At 70.0% G+C, this 16718-nt stretch carries 15 protein-coding genes; 9 read left to right on the top strand and 6 right to left on the bottom strand.

Going from position 1 to position 16718, the window contains the following annotated elements; translation table 11 throughout:
- The first annotated feature begins 1 nt into the window (after position 1).
- From J5V16_RS15135 to J5V16_RS15125, 3 genes are read left to right on the top strand one after another with little or no spacing between them, the layout of a single operon-like run.
- Positions 2-1120 carry a CbiQ family ECF transporter T component gene (locus J5V16_RS15135; RefSeq protein ID WP_243901280.1) on the top strand — a complete coding sequence of 373 codons (1119 nt, stop codon included), beginning with the start codon at positions 2-4 and terminating at the stop codon, positions 1118-1120.
- The gene (locus J5V16_RS15130) at positions 1117-2739 is read left to right on the top strand and encodes an ABC transporter ATP-binding protein (RefSeq protein WP_208497260.1); all 1623 of its coding nucleotides are present in this window, start codon (positions 1117-1119) and stop codon (positions 2737-2739) included. The genes J5V16_RS15135 and J5V16_RS15130 overlap by 4 nt, the downstream gene beginning before the upstream one ends.
- Complete coding sequence (locus J5V16_RS15125; RefSeq protein ID WP_208497259.1) at positions 2726-3529, top strand: ECF transporter S component family protein; 804 nt, start codon at positions 2726-2728, stop codon at positions 3527-3529. The genes J5V16_RS15130 and J5V16_RS15125 overlap by 14 nt, the downstream gene beginning before the upstream one ends.
- A gap of 514 nt (positions 3530-4043) precedes the next feature.
- Here the strand turns inward: J5V16_RS15125 and J5V16_RS15120 are convergent.
- Together J5V16_RS15120 and J5V16_RS15115 are read right to left on the bottom strand one after the other, a co-directional pair.
- Complete coding sequence (locus J5V16_RS15120) at positions 4044-5297, bottom strand: hypothetical protein (RefSeq protein ID WP_208497258.1); 1254 nt, start codon at positions 5295-5297, stop codon at positions 4044-4046.
- A 137-nt stretch (positions 5298-5434) separates the two neighbouring features.
- On the bottom strand, positions 5435-6286 hold the full coding sequence (locus tag J5V16_RS15115; protein ID WP_208497257.1) for an SDR family NAD(P)-dependent oxidoreductase: 852 nt from the start codon (positions 6284-6286) through the stop codon (positions 5435-5437).
- Positions 6287-6719: 433 nt separating this feature from the next.
- On the opposite strand from J5V16_RS15115, the gene J5V16_RS15110 reads away from it, so the two are divergent.
- The 3 genes from J5V16_RS15110 (at position 6720) to J5V16_RS15100 (ending at position 9101) form a co-directional block, all read left to right on the top strand.
- A complete protein-coding gene (locus J5V16_RS15110) occupies positions 6720-8069 on the top strand; it encodes a hypothetical protein (protein ID WP_208497256.1) in 1350 nt (449 codons plus the stop codon).
- Entirely contained in the window at positions 8066-8449 is a 384-nt protein-coding gene (locus J5V16_RS15105) for a hypothetical protein (protein WP_208497255.1), read from the top strand. Before J5V16_RS15110 ends, J5V16_RS15105 begins: the two co-directional genes overlap by 4 nt.
- 103 nt (positions 8450-8552) lie before the next feature.
- Positions 8553-9101, top strand: coding sequence for a GNAT family N-acetyltransferase (locus tag J5V16_RS15100; protein ID WP_208497254.1), 549 nt, complete (start codon positions 8553-8555; stop codon positions 9099-9101).
- A 133-nt stretch (positions 9102-9234) separates the two neighbouring features.
- Here the strand turns inward: J5V16_RS15100 and J5V16_RS15095 are convergent, their stop codons facing one another.
- Entirely contained in the window at positions 9235-9795 is a 561-nt protein-coding gene (locus J5V16_RS15095; RefSeq protein ID WP_208497252.1) for an HD domain-containing protein, read from the bottom strand.
- A 187-nt stretch (positions 9796-9982) separates the two neighbouring features.
- On the opposite strand from J5V16_RS15095, the gene J5V16_RS15090 reads away from it, so the two are divergent.
- The 3 genes from J5V16_RS15090 to J5V16_RS15080 all read left to right on the top strand — a co-directional run bounded on the left by J5V16_RS15090 (position 9983) and on the right by J5V16_RS15080 (position 11845).
- Positions 9983-10648 (top strand): DUF998 domain-containing protein, encoded by a 666-nt coding sequence (locus J5V16_RS15090; protein WP_208497250.1) that lies wholly within the window; start codon positions 9983-9985, stop codon positions 10646-10648.
- A 92-nt stretch (positions 10649-10740) separates the two neighbouring features.
- A complete protein-coding gene (locus J5V16_RS15085) occupies positions 10741-11403 on the top strand; it encodes a carboxylesterase family protein (protein WP_208497248.1) in 663 nt (220 codons plus the stop codon).
- A gap of 94 nt (positions 11404-11497) precedes the next feature.
- The gene (locus J5V16_RS15080) at positions 11498-11845 is read left to right on the top strand and encodes a DoxX family protein (RefSeq protein ID WP_208497246.1); all 348 of its coding nucleotides are present in this window, start codon (positions 11498-11500) and stop codon (positions 11843-11845) included.
- Positions 11846-11998: 153 nt separating this feature from the next.
- Here the strand turns inward: J5V16_RS15080 and J5V16_RS15075 are convergent, their stop codons facing one another.
- From J5V16_RS15075 to dnaE, 3 genes are all read right to left on the bottom strand, one after another.
- On the bottom strand, positions 11999-12469 hold the full coding sequence (locus tag J5V16_RS15075; RefSeq protein WP_208497244.1) for a carboxymuconolactone decarboxylase family protein: 471 nt from the start codon (positions 12467-12469) through the stop codon (positions 11999-12001).
- A gap of 107 nt (positions 12470-12576) precedes the next feature.
- Complete coding sequence (locus tag J5V16_RS15070) at positions 12577-12957, bottom strand: hypothetical protein (RefSeq protein ID WP_208497242.1); 381 nt, start codon at positions 12955-12957, stop codon at positions 12577-12579.
- A gap of 78 nt (positions 12958-13035) precedes the next feature.
- On the bottom strand, positions 13036-16578 hold the full coding sequence (dnaE, locus tag J5V16_RS15065; protein ID WP_208497240.1) for a DNA polymerase III subunit alpha: 3543 nt from the start codon (positions 16576-16578) through the stop codon (positions 13036-13038).
- Positions 16579-16718 lie beyond the last annotated feature (140 nt).

The raw sequence follows: 16718 nt of genomic DNA, 5'->3' as shown, positions 1-16718 counted from the left end.
CATGAGCACCCGCACCTCCACGGCCCGCCCCACGATGCAGACCGCCGCCCGGCACACCGCGCACCCAGTCGCATGGTGGGCGTGGGCGCTGCTCCTCGCCACCGCCGCCGGGCGCACCGCGAACCCGTGGCTGCTCCTGCTCATCGTCGCCGTCGCCGGCCTCGTCGTCACCTGGTGCCGCGGCAGCGAGCCCTGGTCCGGCGCCTACCGGGTCTTCCTCGCCATCGGGCTCAGCGCCATCGCGGTCCGGATGGCGTTCTACATCGTCTTCGGCGGCTCCGACGGCCCCACCGTCCTCTTCACCCTCCCCTCCGTGACCCTCCCCGAATGGGCCGCGGGCTTCCGACTCGGCGGGAACGTCACCGCCGAAGGCGCCCTCGCCGCGCTCTACGACGGCCTGCGCCTCGCCACCCTCCTCGTCTGCGTCGGCGCCGCCAACGCCCTCGCGAGCCCCCGACGCCTCCTCCGCTCGGTCCCCGCGGCCCTGTACGAAGTGAGCGTCGCGGTCGTCGTCGCCCTGTCCGTCGCGCCCCAGCTCGTCGCCAGCGTCGGCAGGGTCCGCCGCGCAAGGGCGTTGCGCGGCAACACGAGCCGGAGCCCCGCAAACCTCATGCGCACGATCGTCTCGCCGGTCCTGCACGACGCCCTCGACCGGTCGCTCGCGCTCGCCGCCGCCATGGCCTCGCGCGGCTACGGCCGCGCCACGGGCATCCCCGCGCCGGCCCGCCGCGCCACCTCCGCATCACTCCTCATCGGACTTCTCGGGTTGTGTGCGGGTGCCTATGCGCTGCTGGGCACGACCACACCCGCACCCCTCGCCTGGACCGCCGTAGCCGTCAGCGCCGCGGTCGCGGTCTTCGGGATCGCGTTCGCCTCCAAGCGGGTCCCGCACACCCGCTACCGGCCCGACCGGTTCGGCGCGCGCGACTGGGCGGTCGTCGCCTCCGGCGCCGCCGCCGTCGCAGGGACCGTCCTCAGCGGCATCTACGAGCCTTCGGCTCTGTGGCCCGCCACGAACCCGCTCGCGATGCCCGACCTGCCGATGTGGGCCGCGGGCGGCATCCTCCTCGCCACCGCGCCCGCGCTGCTCGTGCCGTCCGCAAGAGGAGGAACACCATGACCCCCGGCGGGATCGCCTTCGACCGCGTCACCTTCGCCTACGCGGGGACGCCCGTCCTCGACGACGTCTCCTTCGACCTCCCTGAAGGCGAGTTCTGCCTGCTGGTCGGCCCCACCGGCGCGGGCAAGTCGACGCTCCTCAAGGCGGTCAACGGCCTCGTCCCGAACTTCACCGGCGGCACCATGAGCGGCCGGATCACCGTGGCCGGGCGCGACGTGCGCGGCTCGACCCCCGCCGACCTGGCCGACCTGGTCGGGTATGTCGGCCAGGACCCGTTGGCGGGCTTCGTGACCGACGAGGTCGAACGCGAACTCGCCTACACCGCCGAGCAGCTCGGCGTCGCGCCCGCCGCGATGCGCAAGCGCGTGACCGAGATCGTGGACCTCCTGGGCCTCGCCGACGTGCGTGACCGCGACCTCGCCGCCCTCTCCTCCGGTCAGCGCCAACGGGTCGCGATCGGCGCGGCCCTCGTCGCCGGCCCTTCGGCGCTCGTCCTCGACGAGCCGACCTCCGCCCTCGACCCGACCGCCGCCGACGAGGTCCTCTCCACGCTCCACCGCCTCGTCCACGACCTCGGCGTGACGGTGCTCCTCGCCGAGCACCGCCTCGAACGCGTCGCCCAGTACGCCGACTCCGCGCTCCTCCTCAACGGCGGCAAGGTGACCGCCGGCCCGGTCGGCGCCATCCTCGCCGCCTCTCCGATCGCCCCGCCGGTCGTGGAGCTCGGCCGCCTCGCCGGATGGCCCGGCCCGCCCGTGACCATCCGCGAAGCCCGCAGGCACGCGACCGCACTCCGGAGCACCCTCACCGACCTGCACACGCCCACGGCGACCGCCGAGGCCCCGGTCGGGCCGCCGCTCCTCGAAGCCCGCGCGGTCACCGTCGACTACCCCGGCGGCGTGCGCGCGGTCAACGGCGTCGACCTCGTCGCCGCCCGCTGCGAACGCATCGCCCTCATGGGCCGCAACGGCTCCGGCAAGTCGAGCCTCCTGTGGGCCCTGCAGGGCACCGGGACCCGCTCGGGCGGCACCGTCACGATCGGCGGCGACGACCCCGCCGCCCGCAAGCCCGCCGAGCGCCGCACCCTCGCCGGGCTCGTCCCCGCCGAACCCGCCGACCTCCTCTACGCCGAGACCGTCGCCGCCGAGTGCGCGGGTGCCGACCGCGACGGCCGCGTCCCGGCCGGCACCTGCGCGAAGATCCTCGACGACCTCGTCGACGGGGTCGACGAGACCGCCCACCCCCGCGACCTCTCCGAAGGACAGCGCCTCGCCCTCGCCCTGGCCGTCACCCTCACGGCCGCACCGCCACTGCTGCTCCTGGACGAGCCGACGCGCGGCCTCGACTACCCGGGCAAGGCCGCCCTCGCGACCCGCCTCGGCCGCCTCGCCGAGGCCGGGCACTGCGTGGTCGTCTCCACCCATGACGTCGAGTTCTGCGCCGAGTTCGCCAGCCGCGTCGTGGTCCTCTCCGACGGCGAGGTGGTCGCGGACGGCCCGGCCAGGCAGATCGTCGCGGCCTCCCCGATGTTCGCCCCGCAGGTCGAGAAGGTCCTGCCGGGATGGCTCACGGTCGCCGAGGTCGCGGCGGCGCTGGGGACCGGCGATGCCGACGACTGAGGTTCACGGCGCCGCTCCGCGCCCGCCCGTGCGGTGGAAGGCGGTGCTGTCGCTCGCGCTCGCGGCCGGGTTCGGCCTGGTCGCGATGTCGTGGCCGCTGCTGGCGGTGCCGGGCGGCGCGCTCACCGAGACGACCTCGGGCCCTTGGATGTTCGCGCTGCTCCTCCCGCTGGTCACGGCGGTGGTCCTGATGCAGTTGACGGACGGCGGCCTCGACGCCCGCGCGGTCGCGATGCTCGGCGTGCTCTCGGCGGTGGTCGCCGCGGTGCGCCCGTTCGGCGCGGGCGCGGCCGGGGTCGAGACGGTGTTCTTCCTGCTCATCTTGGGCGGCAGGGTGTTCGGGCCCGGGTTCGGGTTCATCCTGGGCTGCACGGGATTGTTCGCGTCGGCGCTGCTCACGGGCGGTGTGGGGCCGTGGCTGCCGTACCAGATGTTCGCGGCGGCATTCGTGGCGCTGGGCGCGGGCCTGCTCCCGCGGACCCCGGACACCAAGGCGGGCAGGGTGACCGAGCTGGCGGTCCTCGCGGTCTATGGCGCGTTCTCGTCGCTGCTCTACGGGGTGCTGCTCAACTTGTCGTTCTGGCCCTTCGCGATCACGGGCGGGAACCTCGCGTACGTGCCGGGCGGCGGCCTCAGCGAGAACCTGTCGCGGCTGCTCGCGTACTCACTGGCGACCTCGCTGGGCTGGGACATCGGGCGCGCGATCACCACGGTGGCACTCGTGCTGCTCACCGGACCGCTGCTGCTGCGCGTGATGCGCAGGGCCGCGCGCAAGGCGAACTGGCACTGAGCCGTCCCGAGGCGTTGCCGGATCGCTTCCAACCGGTTTGGACGTAAGCGCAGTACGACCTCACCTCGGACTGTGGCGATCCCGACTGCCGCGAGGCGCGGTTCGCCGCCGATGAAGCGCAGGGGTACATCGATCGGGCCCACCCACTGGCGCAGGGCGGACTCGTCACCGCCTACCTCCAGATACGTCACCTGGCCAGGCGCGCACTCGTGCGCCGCCTGGTCGTAGAAGCGTCGCCATCCTGCGAGCCGGTCCGCGCGAGCGATGTCGTATTCGATGAAGAACGGCCGCTCCGGTTCGACCTCGCCGAGCAGACGCCACTGCCCGGTGTCACCATCGCCGCTCAGGGGCCGCGCTCCCTGCGCTGCCGAGAGGGCATCGAGATCGTCGGGCTCGATAGCCCAGGTGAAGAGCCGGTCTCCCGACGCGGTTGCGGCCGCTCAGCAAGGTAACCCATCGGTGCGATCTCGTGCTCGAATGCGTTCCGCAGCAACCGGTTCGAGGAACGCGCCGATCATGCGTCGATGTCGGTCGCGAGCCTTTCGAACTCGGCGGCGATGTCGGCGTCGGCCTGGCTGTAGGACGCGGCGCATTGGCGCAGGCCCTCGGCGTGGTGCCCGATGGCCGAGCCGAGGAGGCCGGTGAGATTCGACAGCTCCGCGCAGCCTTCGGTGTAGGCCTCGGCGAAGAACAGGCCGGGCAGACCCCAGGTCATCTCGGCCGCGCCGGCTTCGGCGGCGACCGACGCGATCGCCTCGGCGTTGGGCGCGAGGTCGTCGAGCGCTCCAGCGGCGGACTCCAGTTCGCCAGGATCGACCTGCCAGCGAGCGACGTCACCGACCATAGTGGTCAGCGAAGGAGCCTCCCCGCTGAGCGCATCCGACACGTGGCCATAGATATCAGTGGCCGCGCCCTTCGCCGAATCGACGACCGCAGTCCCCGCGACGCTCAGCAGCTCCTTCCAGAGCCGGTACTCCCCGGCGGCGCGGTCGACGACCGGGTTCGCGCGGAGGAACTTGAGCAGCTTCATGAAGATCTGCTGCGCGAACTGGAACTTCCTGGTGGCTTTGAGGAGCATCCGCGACGCGGTGACCACGGCGTCCATGACGAACGCGACCACCGACGCGCCGACGGTGGCCACGCTCGTCGCGAGAGCGACGACCCCGCGCGTGACCGCCCAGGAGACGAGTTCGGTCAGGACCGCCTTGATGACCTCGTAGATGGTCTCGGCGAGCATCCGCGCCCAGTCGAGAAGAGCGGCGATATCCTTGGCGCGCTCGCCCATCGCACCGGCGGTCGCCGCGAGTCCGCCGATGGCATTCCCGGCCGCGGCGGCGGCTTCGCCGTCCCAGGTGGTGACGTTGGCGTCGGCGGCGTTCGCGATCTCGCCGTCGAGTGCGCCGAGCGCGGCTTCGACCTGGCCGAGGACGTCGATCTGCCGCTGCATCTCGGCGGCGTCGCCGGAAACCATCATGAGCAGTTCGTCGAGCGGCTGCACGAGGTCGAGGATGATCGTGATCCCGGCGCTGACCAGGGTGCCGATCGGGTCGGTGAGCACGCCCATCACATCCGAACCGAGGCCCTGGATCTCACCCGCGATGGTCATCCCGGTGGTCGGGGCGCTTTCGCTTCCGGCGTTCCTCACCGCCTCAGCGGTGGCGGTGTAGCGGCTGACGAACGGCACGTCGGTCCACTGCGATCCCGACTCCTCCGCCTCGACCTCCTCATACCGGGTGATGTCGGAACCGTGAAGGTCGGTGTCGCTCAAGGCAAGTCCCATCGAGTGAATGAGGCGGCGGCGTGCTCACTCGAAACCCTATGGACTACTGGGCGATTTGCGGCGTAACGACACGTTCGGAGACAGCGCTGCCCGCAGACGGCTCGGCCGTCTGCGGGCAGCCCCGTTCACTCCGAGACGGTCAGTTGCCCTTGGGCTTCAAGCGAAAGCTCCTGCCAGTCCGCCCAGTTCTGGAGCCTGTCGGCGTAAGCCTTCTGAAGCATCGGGTAGAAGCCCAGGCCCCACAGGACGCGCAGCGGCGGCCGCTCGAGGTCGACGAGCTTGAGCATGGCTTGCGCAGAGGCGGCCGGGTCGCCGGCGGGCTGGCCTTTGACGGCCTCGGCGAGCTTGGCGCGCAAGGGGACATACGCCGGGTGCGGGGTCGCCATGTGGCCGTTGTCGAGCGGGTCGGGATTCTTGCCCTGCCTGGTGGCGAACCCGCCGGGCTCGACGATGGTCACCTTGATCCCGAACGCGGCGACCTCCGCCGCGAGCGCCTCGTTCAACCCTTCGAGCGCCCACTTGGACGCGTGGTAGGCACCGCCGAGCGGCATCGCGATGAGACCCGCCGCCGAGGAGAGCTGGACGATGTGGCCCGACCCCTGCTCGCGGAGGTGCGGCAGGACTGCCTGGATGACCCAGACCGCCCCGAAGACGTTGGCCTCCATCTGGTCCCTGAGCTCCTGTTCGGACAGTTCCTCGATCGCGCCGACCTGTGCGTATCCGGCGTTGTTGACCACCACGTCGATCCGGCCGAAGTGCGCGACGGCCGCTTCGACTGCCGCGGCGACCGCGGCCTTGTCGGTGACGTCCATCGCGAGCGGCAGCACCGCGTCGCCGTACTTCTCGGCCAGGCCGTCGAAGCTGTCGATGGTGCGGGCGGTGGCGGCGACCTTGTCACCGCGCTCCAGTGCGGCCGTGGCGAACTCCCGGCCGAGACCGCGGGACGAACCGGTGATGAACCAGACCTTGTGCTGCATGATCGTGCACCTAACCGTGTGGCCGCGCTTCGGTTCGCGCGGATTCACGAGCTGAACCGAGCGGGGGCGCAATCCCTGACAGGTTCACGCAGTGACGGTCCCCACAGAAGGCACAGATTGGAGGTTCGCGTTGCAGCACAAGGGATTCGAAAGTGGAGCGGGACGGGAATTCGAACGCGTCTAGACGCTTTCGTACATGACGGCGTGTCGCGCTTGACCGGGTCTGGGTGCTGTGTCAATCTCGAAAAACCGCGCAGTGCGCGGATCGAGAAACCCAACTGAATATGACCGGTGGGCCGCCTCCTTGCCGCAAAACACGTTGGCGGCCCACCTTCCAACCAAGGAAGGCGAGCCTCCCATGGCAGAGTCCACCCTACGCCAAAACAGGCGCAGCGCAACTCATCAACTCGCGACGACCGTGAACCAAGCACGCATGCGCGTGCTCGTTCAGCAGGCCTTCTACCGGCACGATCACCTCGGCCCCGGCGCGCCGCTGCGCGAGATCACCGGGCAAGGTGAAGGCGACGGCTACTACGACTGGGCCGGACGACGGCTCTTCCTGGCCGACGGCGAACCGGACCCGATGTGCCCCGGCGCGTACCGGTACCAGCACAACCCCGACTGCTGCGACCTCGAAGCCCCCGACTCCGACCCGCGCAGCCCCCGCTACGAGCCGATGCACTTGCGCCACAAGGTGGGCGACACCTGGATCATCGACGCCAACCGCCCCTACGACCCGTTCGACCCCGGCCCGTACGGGTCCCCGGGCTGGTACAAGGACGAACGCACCGGCCGCCACCGCCGCGACGAAACCCCCGACCCCCTCCCTGCGGAGAGCTGGGTGCCACCAGAGGACGCCTGGTTCCCCGGCACCGCCGACTGGCCCGAACCAGCACCGTCCCGTGCCCGCTCCGACCGGCAAAGCGACCACGACCACCGAGACCGCCCCAGCGGCCGCGGCGGCGACGACCACCGAGGCGACTCCGAAGGTCGTCGCGGCGGCGCCGACCGGCCGCCGCCGTGGGGCTCGCGCGGCCGCCCGGTCCCGTCCGAACCCGAGGAACCCAACGACGATTCGCCCCGCCCTCGGTTCTGGCCCGAAGGCGAAAACCCGCGCGGCACGGGCAGCTCCCGCGCTGTTGGCGATCGCGGCTGGATCAGCGGCGCCTGCGACACCCCGACCAACCACGACACCGAACCCGACGACCCACCAGCCCACCGCTTCTCAAAGCTCCGCGAAGACGCCTTCGACCGCTTCATCGCCAACTCCGCCGGACTCCGAGCCGCCCACTTCGCCCCCCAAAAGCCCTACCTCCGCGAACGCGCCGCCTGGGTCCTCCACTGGCTCGCATGGGTCCTCACCTGCGGTCTCGTCACCATGCCCGCACCACTCAACCAGCACCAGCGCCAACCCGAACCGCATGCAGCGCATCCGATCCCGGCACAATCCGGTCCCGGCTCGCGCGAAAGCGAGCGCGAGGCTGTACGAGCGGAGGAGGTCCAGCCCGCCAACGGCTTCCGCGACCGAGCAACACCGGCTGCGGGGCCGCAACCGGTCGAGGCGGAGGCCTCGCACCGGCCCGGTGCGGCGATCGCCGCCGCCGTGGGCGGTGCCCGTGCCGCCCGCAAGGTCATCGCCGCCCGCCAGACCCGCACCGAGCACGACCTCGCCCGAGCCGTCCGCAACAGCGCCACCAGGCGCCCATCCCCGCGCCCCTACATGGCCACCTGGGAACACGCCTTCGACACGAACGCCACCTTCATCCTCAGAGGTGCAGCATGATCCCCGACCGCTACACCACCCGCCGCATCCGCGCCCGCTACATCAAAGCGCTCAACGCCATCCCGCTTCCCGTCCGACGCACCGACCCACCCGATCAGATCCTTCCCATTGACCTCGCCGGACTTCCCATCCTCGCCACCGCAACCATCAGCGACCGACCAGTCCAGTACTCACTCGTCCTCGGCCAAACCCGCTTCCGCCTGACCTTCAAGGAGATGCACCCGGCCGTCATCGGCCACATCATCAACCTCGACACCACCGACCCGAGACTCGTCATCGCCGAACCCGCCCACACCGAATGGGCAGTCGCCAACGAGCCAGCACTCACCGAACACGCCGTTCGCACCTGGGCGGCCAATACCAAAGCCTGCGACCGCTAGCCGAAAACCGAGGTGTGCCACCGGAGAAGTCCGGTGGCACACCACCATCGCGCGATCTCTAGGCCGTTCGGCTCGCTTTCACGGCGGCGGTAGGTTGTCTCCCATGCCTGAGCTTGCACCTGTTGCCTGGCCGCCCGACCCGATCAAGACCGAGCGGCTCGTGCTTCGCGAGCCCGAGGTGGGAGACAGGGCGGCGATCATCGAGCTGTTCACTTCCCCGGAGGTGGGCGCTTACATCGGGGGCCCTCAACCGCGTGAGGAATTCGAGCATGCGATGCCCCAGGTCCCAAAGCGGCGCCCTGGCCTGTTCGTGGTCGCTCTCGACGGGGCGATGATCGGGATCGTCACGCTCGACCGTCGCGATCCCGAACACCCGGTCCACATCCGCCCGGGGGCCTCGGAGGTCGAGCTGGGTTACATGTTTCTGCCGGAGGCGTGGGGACACGGGTACGCCGCCGAGGCGTGCGCGGCCGCACTGGAGTGGTGCGCCCGAGCGCTGCCCGGCGAGCCGGTAGTGCTCACGACGCAGACCGCCAACGAGCCCTCGCTGCGTCTGGCGACGAAGCTGGGATTCACCGCCGTGAAGCGGTTCGAGGAATGGGACGCCGAACAGTGGTTCGGCGTCTGGACCCCGCTCACGCCATCCGATTGAGCGAGACGGACCGCTAACCGATAAATGCAGAGCGAAGGCGCGGACGGCAAACCGTCCGCGCCTTCACTCACAGGCGGATCAATCCGGGCAATGCGCCGGGATGCCTTCGAGCACGCCGTCCTGCGTAAAGAAACTAGTGCTGCGGCTTCTGCCAGGCGAGGGGGTCGGCGTTCAGGATGGCTTCGGCAATCGCGCGGGCCGATTCGGTCTTGAGGGCGGCCGTGCTGCTGCTGATCCACTCTTCGACTTCGGCGCCGGTGTGGCGGTATTCGACGGCTTGGATCAGGCATTCGAGCTTGTCGGCGTCCTTGGCGCAGCGGGCTTCCGGGCTGTCGTTGGACTCGAATTCGGCGACGGCGATCGTGATGAAGTTGGCGACGGGCGCGGGGGTATCGGCGACCTGGTCGGCCACGATGGCCTCGGGCGGGGCGGCGGAGAGGTAGCGGCGGCCGATGTGCGGGATGTCGCCGATGCGGGTCTCCGGGGTGTCGTGGAGAACGGCCAGAAGCGCGGTCCGGTTGGGGTCGGCGCCTTCGAGCGCGGCCAGGATCATGCCGACGAGCGCGGTCCGGTGGGAGTGCTCGGCGACGCTCTCGGGGTCCTTGATCTGGGCGAACCACCATCCGGTGCGCTTGATGCGCTTCAGGTTCCCGGCCTCCAGCAGGTACTTGGCGATGCCGTCCATGTCGGTCATGGTCGCTCCCTCGTCACGCGTCGCAGCCCGGTCGCCGGGCCGCGCACCGAGCGTAGCGGCTGGTCCCGCAGGTGCTGCTGCGGCCGGTTCGAGTCCGAGGATGTCACGCTCGTCGCTGTCGATGAATCCTCCGCCGCGGCGTCGTCTATACGGGCATAACCCATCCACACCTCAAGGAGCCCTCGTTATGAACACCGCCACTACGGCCCCTTCCGTCTCTGCTGCAACGCAGTCCGCCGCCACCCGCCGCCTGCTCGCGTGCGGCGTGCTCGCCGGGCCGCTGTTCGTCGCCACCACGATCGCGCAGGCCGCGACCCGCGACGGGTTCGACCCGGTCGTGCACCCGCTGAGCATGCTGAGCCTGAGCGAGCTCGGCTGGATCCAGATCTCGAACTTCATCGTGTCCGGTCTCCTGGCCCTGGTCGGCGCGGTCGGGCTGCGCCGCGCGCTCGGCGCCGGCCCGGCCTCCAAGTGGGGTCCGAGGCTGTTCGGGCTGTATGGCATCGCGCTGGTGTGGGGCGGCGTCTTCGTCGCCGACCCGGCCTTCGGCTACCCGGCGGGGACGCCGGAGGGCGCGCCGGCCGAGCAGAGCTGGCACAGCATCCTGCACGCGTTCGCGGCCCCTGCCGCGGGGATCGCGCTGCTGGTGGCCACGTTCGTATTCGCGCGCCGGTTCGGGCGTGAAGGGAACGGCCCGTGGCGCGCGGCCTGCCATGTCGTGGCCGTGCTGTATGTGGCGCTCACCGTTACCGCCTTCCCGGCGGCCGACTACCGGTGGATGCTCGCCGGAGGAGCGCTGACCTGGCTGTGGGCGGCCGCGGTCTCGCTGCAGGTGCTCCGCTCGAACCGCTAGCCGCACGAGCGTTGAGGGGCGGGCCGCGTCGCGGCCCGCCCCTTCGTCGTACGTCAGTCGAGGGTTCCGCCCCACCCGAAAGCGAGCCCCCCATGGCTTTCTCCAAGACCGCCAAGACCATCGCTGGGAGCCTCGCCGCCGTCGGCGTCACCGCCGCCTCCATCGCGTACGGCACCACCGCCGCCAACGCCGTCCCGGCCGCCCCGATCCTGGTCGACACCGACCTCGGTTCGCTCCAAGGCGCCGCCGAGAACGGCGTCCGCTCCTGGCTCGGCGTCCCGTACGCGGCCCCGCCGGTTGACGAGTTGCGTTGGGCCTCAGCGGAACCGGCCGACTCGTGGGAGGGGGTGCGGGAGGCGACCGAGTTCGGGAACGTGTGCGCGCAGCCCGAGGCCCAGATGCCCGGGATCCCGAGCACCGACGAGGACTGCCTCTACCTCAACGTCTACGCACCCGAGAAGGCCCGCGAGGACCTGCCGGTGATGGTGTGGTTCCACGGCGGCGGCAACTCGTACGGTTCGGGCGAGCAGTACGACCCGTCTCGCCTGGTGACCGAGGGCGACACGGTGGTCGTCACCGTCAACTACCGGCAGGGCCTGTTCGGCAGCATGGCCCACCCTGCGCTCGACGAGAGCGGCGAGATCACCTCGGGCAACTACGGCCTCGAGGACCAGCAGGCCGCGCTGCGCTGGATCGGCGCGAATGCCGAGGCGACGACCGGCGCACTGCTCACTCGAGACCGTCCGAACGCGTGATCCGTGCCACTGAGCGACCTTCGCTGTCACGTTCGCGCGCTCCCCGGGTTCAACCGGGTGTCAGCGTCACCGCGAATCGAACCGGAGCACCGCCATGAACCTCGCCCACATCATCGTCACCATCGCCGCCGCGCTCTGGGTGGGCTTCTCGGCCTACTCGCTGCTCACCAAGGCCGCCTTCGTGGTCGAACCCCTGCAGCACTACGGGGTGCCGCAGTCGTGGTGGGTCCCGCTCGGGCTGCTCAAGGCCGCCGGAGCCCTCGGACTCCTCGTCGGCCTGGTGATCCCGTGGATCGGGGTCGCGGCCGCGATCGGCATCATCCTCTACTTCAGCGGCGCGGTCGTCACCGTCCTGAAAGCCCGCTCGTACGCCACGGTGGCCTACCCGGTCCTGTACCTGGTCCCGACCGCCGCGGCCCTCATCCTCGGGGCATTGGCGTAGGGCGCGGATGCCTTGGCGCACTGGGAGCTCAGCACCGCTGCGGCCTCACTCAGGGCTCGCAGCAGTTCCTCTTCGCCGCCTCCGCTCACCTCCTCTCTGCAGTTGTCCGGCCGGGGGCTGGCCCGTGAGGGCCGGCCCCCGGCGCCTGTCTCGCTACTTCTGCCACTGCTCGGCGAAGGAGACGCCGACCTTCGGGTTGCCGATGAGCGCGAGCGGCGTGAAGAAGCCGATCTGGCCGAGGACGCCGATGAGGACGACGATCTCCTTGTCGCTCAGGTGCTCCCGGGCCTGCTCCACGAGTTCGTCGGTGACGCGCTCCCCGGTCGGGTTCGGCGTGTGGACGGCCTCGGCCAGGGCGAGGGCGGCGCGCTCGGCGCCGGTGAAGTAAGGCGAGGTGCGCCAGGTGGCGACCGCGCCGATCCGCTCGGGCGTGTCCGCGGCGTCCATGAGTTGGCGGGCCGTGAAGTACGAGCTGCCGAGGATCTGGCCGACGCGCAGCAGGACGATGTTGACGAGTTCCTTCGGCAGCACGCCTTCCTCGTTCACCCGGTTGACGGCCGCGGCGATCTCGCCGACGACGGGGAGGTGCTGGACGGGGTTCTCGATGCGGGGGTAGGTGCTCATTGCGGTGTTCCTTTCGGGTGGGTCCGTTACACCGCATTGACGAGAGAGGAGCCGAAAGTGTGACCGCGGGAGACCTCGAAAGAGATGAGTCGCGCGTCACACGGGATTCAGCCGCGAACCGTGAGGAGCCAGCGCCAACGAGGGAGCTCCACGATGAGGCTCGCGATCGTCAAGGCGCTCAAGGCGATCGCGCCCCACCAGGGCCAGGTGATCCACGCGGCGGCGACGCCGCCGGCCATGGTGGCGGCGAGGATCGCGAGGGTCACCCAGCCGGGCACGGGGATGAGTGCCTGGTGCTTGTCGCCGGGGGTCGCGTACACCGCGGGGACGGCGACGGAGGCGAGGACGACCGCTATGGCGAGGGGCAGGGAGATCTGGGCGAAGGCCATGCCGACGGCGGCCCAGGCGCCGACTTCGGTGGCGAAGCGCAGGAGGGCGGCGCGCCGCCGGGTGGGCGAGGCCGCGCCCAGTTCGTGAACGGGTGTCATGCCGTCATCTTGGACCGTGCGGGTGCGGGGACGCGAAGGACCCGGCCGCCGAAGCGACCGGGCCCGATGTCGCTGCAGCTAGCCGACGAGGGCGCCGACGCCGAGGATCGCTTTGAGGTCGGCGGAGAGTTCGACCGAGGGCCGGACCCGCCACTGGTCGCCGAGGGCGAGCAGGGTCGTCTTGGGGCCGTTGGCGAGCTGGACGCGCACTTGGGCTTCGCCGCGGTGGGTCTTGAACGTGTCGGAGAGCTTCTCGATGAGGTCCTGGTTGACCGCGGCCGCCCTGAGCGCCAGCGTGATCGGCGCGGAGTTCGCCTCCGGCCCGGTCGAGGTGTCGAGGACGGCGAGGTCCTGGGCGATGAGCTGGGCGGTGCCGTCGCGGCGGTCGAGCTTGCCCTTGACGCAGCACACGAGGTCGTCCGCGAGCGAGTCCGACACCAGCTCATAGGTGTTGGGGAAGAACCGGACCTCGATCGAGCCGGCCAGGTCCTCCAGGGTCGCCGACGCCCACAGCTTGCCCTGCTTGGTGACGCGCTTGGCGACGTTCTGGAGGATGCCGGCGACGCGGACGTTCGCGCCGTCGGCGATCTCCTCGCCGTGCAGGGCCGCGATGGGGCGGTCGGCGTTGGAGGAGAGGAGCCGCTCGAAGCCGTTGAGCGGGTGGTCGGAGACGTAGAGGCCGAGCATCTCGCGTTCGAAGGCGAGCTTGTCGCGGCGGTCCCATTCGTCGTCGGAGATGGTGAGGTCGACGCCGAGGGTCTCGGTCGTGTCCTCCATCATGCCGCCGAACAGGTCGAACTGGCCGCGGGCCTCCTCCTTCTTGATGGAGACCATCGCGTCGATGGCCTTCTCGTGGACCTCGGCGAGGCCGCGGCGGGCGTGCCCGAGCGAGTCGAACGCGCCGGCTTTGATGAGCGATTCGACGGTGCGCTTGTTGCAGACCGGGGCGGGGACCTTCTGCAGGAAGTCCTTGAAGTCGGCGTAGGCGCCCTTCTCTTCGCGGGCTTCGATGATGCCGGTGACGACGTTCGCGCCGACGTTGCGGACCGCGCCCATGCCGTAGCGGATGTCCTTGCCGACCGGGTGGAACATGTGGCGCGACTCGTTGACGTCCGGGGGCATGACGGTGATGCCCATGCGGCGGCACTCGGAGAGGTAGATCGCGGCCTTGTCCTTGGAGTCGCCCACGGAGGTGAGCAGCGCGGACATGTACTCGGCGGGGTAGTTGGCCTTGAGGTAGGCGGTCCAGTACCCGACGAGGGCGTACCCGGCGGCGTGCGACTTGTTGAACGCGTACCCGGCGAAGGGCAGCATGATGTCCCACAGGGTCTTGATCGAGTCCTTGGAGTAGCCGTTGCCGAGCATGCCGGCTTCGTAGTCGGCGTACATCTTCTCCAGGACGTCGATCTTCTTCTTGCCCATGGCTTTGCGGAGCATGTCGGCCTGGCCCATGGTGAAGCCCGCGAGCTTCTGGGCGATGCGCATGATCTGCTCCTGGTAGACGATGAGGCCGTACGTCTCCGAGAGGATGTCTTCGAGGGCCTCGCCGAGCTCGGGGTGGAGCGGGATGACCTCTTGGCGCTTGTTCTTGCGGTCGGCGTAGTTGTTGTGCGAGTTCGCGGCCATCGGGCCGGGCCGGTAGAGGGCGTTGACGGCGATGATGTCGTTGAACTCGGTGGGCTGCATGCGCTTGAGAAGCTCGCGCATGGCGCCGCCGTCGAGCTGGAACACGCCGAGGCTGTCGCCGCGCGCGAGCAGCTCGTACGCCTTCGGGTCGTCGGTGGGGAGCGTGTCGAGGTCGATCTCGACGCCCCGGTTGAGCTTGATCGCCTCGATGGCGTCGCCGATGACGGTGAGGTTCCGCAGGCCCAGGAAGTCCATCTTCAGCAGGCCGATGTCCTCGCAGGACGGGTAGTCCCAGCCGGTGATGATCGATCCGTCGGGCCGCGCCCACATGGGGATGCAGTCGATGAGCGGCTGCGAGGAGAGGATGACCGCGCAGGCGTGCACGCCGGCGTTGCGGATCAGGCCCTCGAGGCCGAGCGCGGTGTCGAAGATCTGGCGGACTTCGTTGTCGTTCTCGATGAGGGCCCGGACCTCGCCGGCCTCCTTGTACCGCGGGTGGTCGGGGTCGAGGATGCCCGAGAGCGGGATGTCGGTCGCGGCGACCGGCGGCGGGAGCGCCTTGGTGATGCGCTCGGCGATCGAGAAGCCGGGCTGGCCGTGGTGGACGCGGGCGGCGTCCTTGATCGCGGCCTTGGTCTTGATCGTGCCGAAGGTGATGACCTGGGCGACGAACTCCTTGCCGTACTTCTCGGTGGCGTAGGTGATCATCTCGCCGCGGCGGCGGTCGTCGAAGTCGATGTCGATGTCGGGCATCGAGACGCGCTCGGGGTTGAGGAACCGCTCGAACAGGAGGCCGTGCTCGATCGGGTCGATGTTCGTGATCTTCATGGCGTACGCGACGAGCGAACCGGCGGCCGAGCCGCGGCCGGGGCCGACGTAGATGCCGATCGAGCGGGCGTGGGAGATGAGGTCGGCGACGACGAGGAAGTACGAGGGGTACCCGGCGTTGATGATGACGTTGAGCTCGAGGTCGGCCCGCGCGAGGTAGTCGGCGGGGACCTCCTGGCCCGGGAAGCGGTCCTTGAGACCGTCGAGTACGAGGTGGCGCAGCCAGGAGCCCTGGTCGTGGCCCTCGGGGACATCGATGACGGGCATGCGGTCCTGAACGGCGAAGATCTCGTCGTACGACTCCACCATCTCGGCGACGAGCAGCGTGTTCGCGCAGCCCTCCTGCCACATCTCGTCCGGGCGGACCCCGTACATCTGCTCGGCCGAACGCAGGAAGTAGCCCTGGCCGTCGAACTTGAACCGCTTCGGGTCGTCCAGTGTGGTGCCCGACTGGACGCACAGGAGCGCGGCGTGCGTGTCCTTCTGGGCCTCGGTCACGAAGTGGGAGTCATTGGTGACCAGGGGCGGGATGCCCATCTTCTTGCCCAGCTCGTACAGCTCGTTCTTGACGCGCTGCTCGATCTCGTTGCCGTGGTCCATGATCTCGAGGAAGTAGTTCTCGGCCCCGAAGATGTCGCGGTAGTCGGAGGCGGCCTGGTAGGCCTCGTCCATCTGGCCAAGGCGCATGCGGGTCTGCACCTCGCCGGAGGGGCAGCCGGTCGTGGCGACGATGCCTTCGCTGTGCTGCGCGATCATCTCGCGGTCCATGCGCGGCTTGTAGTAGTAGCCCTCGAAGGACGCGAGGCTCGACATGCGGAAGAGGTTGCGCACGCCCGCGGAGTTCTTGGCGACCATCGTCATGTGCGTGTACGAGCCGGCACCCGAGAGGTCGTCGCCGCGCTGGGAGGGCTCGCCCCACCAGACGGGCTTCTTGTGGAAGCGGTCGTGCGGGGCGAGGTACGCCTCGATGCCGAGGATCGGCTTCACGCCGGTCTTCTTCGCCTGCTGATAGAAGGCGTACCCGCCGTACATGTTTCCGTGGTCGGTCATCGCGATCGCCGGCTGGCCCAGCCGCTCCGCCTCTGCGAACAGGGGTTTGAGTTTCGCAGCCCCGTCGAGCATCGAGTACTCGGTGTGCACATGCAGGTGGACGTACTGGTTCGACACGCTTCGCTCCCGCTCTGACCTGTGGTTTCAGCCTTGACGAACTTCGGCTCGCGCCCCCGCGGGCGACCCGGTTCAGACCCTCCACCCTATCGCCCCGCGCCGCGCGGCCGCGCCGACTCCGCACCCGCCATGCCCCCCGC

Source organism: Glycomyces niveus (assembly GCF_017592475.1).
Lineage (GTDB): Bacteria > Actinomycetota > Actinomycetes > Mycobacteriales > Micromonosporaceae > Glycomyces > Glycomyces niveus.
Note: the sequence above shows the minus strand (reverse complement) of the source record. Positions and strands in the feature narration are given on the sequence as shown.

What these genes read in the sequence shown, in the direction of transcription:
- J5V16_RS15135 (WP_243901280.1), top strand. Translation starts at nt 2, where the DNA reads ATGAGCACCCGCACCTCCACGGCCCGCCCCACGATGCAGACCGCCGCC.
- J5V16_RS15130 (WP_208497260.1), top strand. Translation starts at nt 1,117, where the DNA reads ATGACCCCCGGCGGGATCGCCTTCGACCGCGTCACCTTCGCCTACGCG.
- J5V16_RS15125 (WP_208497259.1), top strand. Translation starts at nt 2,726, where the DNA reads ATGCCGACGACTGAGGTTCACGGCGCCGCTCCGCGCCCGCCCGTGCGG.
- J5V16_RS15115 (WP_208497257.1), bottom strand. Translation starts at nt 6,286, where the DNA reads ATGCAGCACAAGGTCTGGTTCATCACCGGTTCGTCCCGCGGTCTCGGC.
- J5V16_RS15110 (WP_208497256.1), top strand. Translation starts at nt 6,720, where the DNA reads ATGCGCGTGCTCGTTCAGCAGGCCTTCTACCGGCACGATCACCTCGGC.
- J5V16_RS15105 (WP_208497255.1), top strand. Translation starts at nt 8,066, where the DNA reads ATGATCCCCGACCGCTACACCACCCGCCGCATCCGCGCCCGCTACATC.
- J5V16_RS15100 (WP_208497254.1), top strand. Translation starts at nt 8,553, where the DNA reads ATGCCTGAGCTTGCACCTGTTGCCTGGCCGCCCGACCCGATCAAGACC.
- J5V16_RS15095 (WP_208497252.1), bottom strand. Translation starts at nt 9,795, where the DNA reads ATGACCGACATGGACGGCATCGCCAAGTACCTGCTGGAGGCCGGGAAC.
- J5V16_RS15090 (WP_208497250.1), top strand. Translation starts at nt 9,983, where the DNA reads ATGAACACCGCCACTACGGCCCCTTCCGTCTCTGCTGCAACGCAGTCC.
- J5V16_RS15085 (WP_208497248.1), top strand. Translation starts at nt 10,741, where the DNA reads ATGGCTTTCTCCAAGACCGCCAAGACCATCGCTGGGAGCCTCGCCGCC.
- J5V16_RS15080 (WP_208497246.1), top strand. Translation starts at nt 11,498, where the DNA reads ATGAACCTCGCCCACATCATCGTCACCATCGCCGCCGCGCTCTGGGTG.
- J5V16_RS15075 (WP_208497244.1), bottom strand. Translation starts at nt 12,469, where the DNA reads ATGAGCACCTACCCCCGCATCGAGAACCCCGTCCAGCACCTCCCCGTC.
- J5V16_RS15070 (WP_208497242.1), bottom strand. Translation starts at nt 12,957, where the DNA reads ATGACACCCGTTCACGAACTGGGCGCGGCCTCGCCCACCCGGCGGCGC.